This window comes from Corynebacterium sp. HMSC034B08, from assembly GCF_001835805.1.
GTDB lineage: Bacteria > Actinomycetota > Actinomycetes > Mycobacteriales > Mycobacteriaceae > Corynebacterium > Corynebacterium coyleae.
In genome coordinates this window covers 1-2,803 of sequence record NZ_KV825884.1, presented here as the reverse complement: position 1 = coordinate 2,803, position 2,803 = coordinate 1, and the positions used below count along the sequence as shown (strand labels likewise).

Here is a 2,803-nt window from a genome sequence, read left to right as displayed (position 1 = left end):
AGGGCAAGCTCACCGGCAACGCGATCCGCGTGCCCACCCCGGACGTGTCCATGGCAGTGCTCAACCTGGACCTGGAGAAGGAAGTGAACAAGGACGAGGTGAACACCTTCCTGCGCCGTGTGTCCACCCACTCCAACCTGCGCCAGCAGCTCGACTACATCTACTCGCCTGAGGTTGTGTCGACGGACCTGCTTGGTACCTCCCACGCATCCGTGGTTGATGGTCTGGCCACCATCGCATCTGGCAACCACCTCGTGCTCTACGTCTGGTACGACAACGAGTACGGCTACTCCCACCAGGTGGTTCGCGTCGTCGAGGACATCGCGGGCGTGCGCCCGAAGGTGTACCCGGAGCGCAAGGATCCGGCTGAGATCCAGTAGCGCGCCAGCTACAGGGAAAGAGCGGGTGCAGGCGGCAGGCCTGGTATCAGGCCTGAGAACCACGCCGCGCCCGCGCCCAACAAAGCAAGCACAGCGAGCAGGGCACCAGCGATGCCGATCGTTTTCGCGTCGGCAGCCGCGCTGCCCTGCGCTTTGAACTGCTGCTCCTCAGACAGTGTCGGGGTGGGGGCCGATCCCTTGGAGTGAAACGCCAGGGTGAGGTTCAAACGACCGTCGTTAAGCGTAGTGCCCTCGTCATAGTTGAGCAGCGACGCCGCGCCACCAGCGGCGAGCGTAGGAGTCACTTCTGCTGTGTAGCCACCGCCGACGGTGGCAGTGATGGGGCGGGGGAGTGTGAACGTGGCCAAAGTGGCATCATCCGCGACCTTTCGCTCGGCTCGGGCGCCGGGAAGTCCTCCCTCGACGATGTAGTCGGCGGTGATGGCGGCGGTGGTCGACTCGGTCACGAGGATCTTGAGATCGTCGTAACGCAGATTCAGGCCCCACGTCCCGCCCTTGCCGAGACCGGCGTGGCCGTAGAAGTGCAGCGAGCCCTCCAAGTCAACGACCGTGCGATCCTGCTCAACGACGGTGCTGCGCGGGTTGACTGGGAATTCGAAGCCAGTCACCTTGCCTTTTGTGTCAGTGATTGCCTTGGTTCCTCCGGCGGTATGGATCTCGCCGCCGGCAATGCCTTGGACATAGCGTAGGAACGAGGCCTTGATGGGCCACGTGACGGTGCCGGAGGCTTCTACACCTGATCCGACGGGGGTTTCCGCGTTTGCAACGGGGGTAATCAGTGCGCTCAAAACGACTGTTGTGGCAGTGCACAGGGCGGCAGTTTTCCTCATGCTCAATAGGTTAGCCTGCATTTACTTACCATGCCCTTAATTCTGGAAAGTTTCTGGACAATACCCCCTATGGTAAGGCTTACCTCATTATGGTTAGCTTAGGCTTACCTATAGTCTATTTGGAGGGAGCTTCAATGAGGAAGAAGTTGTTTGTGAGCGCCGCTACCTTTGCGCTCGTTGCTGGGGCGGTGCCGGTGCCATCCGCGATCGCGGCTGAGGCGCTGCCAAATCTGCAAGATGCGCGCCTTGATTGGAACCTCAAGCGCAGCTTTTCCAACTACCTCACCGGCCCAATTGCACAGGGCAAGGTTGAGGTTACCGAACCAGGCGATCTGAATAACTTCGGCGGCTTCTTGGAGTACAACCCTCCGACGCAGCGTTTCCAGTCAAGCGAAGTTCCCCTGAAGTATGGCTTCAAATTCAACCCGGCCAACTCGAAGTTGGACGCCAATGGCAAGGGTGTCTTAGCTTTCGACGGTGCTGTCCGGTGGACCGGCCACAAGGCCCACGCCCCGGAAGGGCAGGACTACGGTCTGGATATCCAGTTTTCCGATGTGAAGGTGCACGTCGATGGCACCGCCGGCGAGATCTCCGTTGATTACTGGTTGCGCGGCACCAACATCACTGGTGACGGAAGCGCGCTCAACGAACGCGGCGATGACGCTGTCTTTGCTACCTTCACCCTCCCGGAGGCGATCACCCCGGCCGCCGGCAAGACGTTCAACACTTCCCCGGACGGTGTCACGAAGGATAGCGGCGTGAAAACAACGCTCACCGAGGAGGGCGCCAAGAAGGTCTTGATCGGCTTCTACGAGCCGATCGAGTACGAGGACGCACTCCTTGACCTCAAGGTTGATTTCGAATCCCAGGAATCCATTACTGAGCGTGAGAACGCTGTCGGGAAGTCTGAGGCCGACGTAGCTCGGGCGGAGGCGGCGCTGGAGGCCGCCAAGGAGGAAATTGCCAAGGTCAAGGACTCTGAGAAGAAGGCCGAGCTGCAGGCAAAGGCAGATGCTCTTGCAAAGAAGGTTGAAGCTGCACGAGATGCTGCGAAGGCCGCAAAGGAAGCTCGAACTGGTGAGCAGGCGAAAACTGAAGCGGCAGCGGCCAAGTCCGCGGCAGATTCGGTGGTCGAAGGCGCCGAAGAGCTCAAGGCCGCTGCATCTGCGGTAGTTAAGGAAGAGCGTGATTCCGCGGCAGCCGAGGCTGCTGCGTTGGCGGCAGCGCAGGAGTCAGCGAAGGGCCATGCGGAGCGCGCGGCGGCTGCGGTGACCAAGGCTGAGGAGGAGATCAACAAGGTTAAGGATAAGGCGAAGAAGGCTGAGCTGAAGAAGAACCTCGAAGCGGCAGAGCAGGAAGCAGCCAACGCGAGTGCCGAGGCTGGCAAGGCTCAGGCAGCAACGACATCTGATGCGGCTGTGGCGGCGGCCGAGGCCGCTAAGACTGCGGCAGACAAGGCTATCGCCAAGGCGGAGGAAACCGAGCAGGCTGCGAAAGACGCTGTGAAGGCGGAGCAGGCAGCTGAAACCAAGCCCGAGACCAAGCCGGAAACCAAGCCGGAAACCAAGCCGG

At 60.8% G+C, this 2,803-nt stretch carries 2 protein-coding genes and 1 pseudogene; 2 read left to right on the top strand and 1 reads right to left on the bottom strand.

The genetic code is table 11. The features are described 5' to 3' along the window. Positions 1-380: pseudogene (locus HMPREF2656_RS00085) on the top strand (glyceraldehyde-3-phosphate dehydrogenase); the annotation flags it as partial. Between the two features lie 8 nt (positions 381-388). On the opposite strand, the gene HMPREF2656_RS00080 reads toward HMPREF2656_RS00085, so the two are convergent. Further along, positions 389-1,231, bottom strand: a complete 843-nt coding sequence (locus tag HMPREF2656_RS00080) for an HtaA domain-containing protein (RefSeq protein WP_167617571.1) — start codon at positions 1,229-1,231, stop codon at positions 389-391. 134 nt (positions 1,232-1,365) lie between these two features. Between HMPREF2656_RS00080 and HMPREF2656_RS00075 the strand changes: the two genes are divergently transcribed. Next, positions 1,366-2,803 (top strand): HtaA domain-containing protein (locus HMPREF2656_RS00075; RefSeq protein ID WP_210400930.1); only part of this gene is annotated, 1,438 nt, incomplete at its 3' end.

Excerpts from the sequence above, each read along its gene's own strand:
- HMPREF2656_RS00080 (WP_167617571.1), bottom strand. The coding sequence starts at position 1,231 with ATGAGGAAAACTGCCGCCCTGTGCACTGCCACAACAGTCGTTTTGAGC.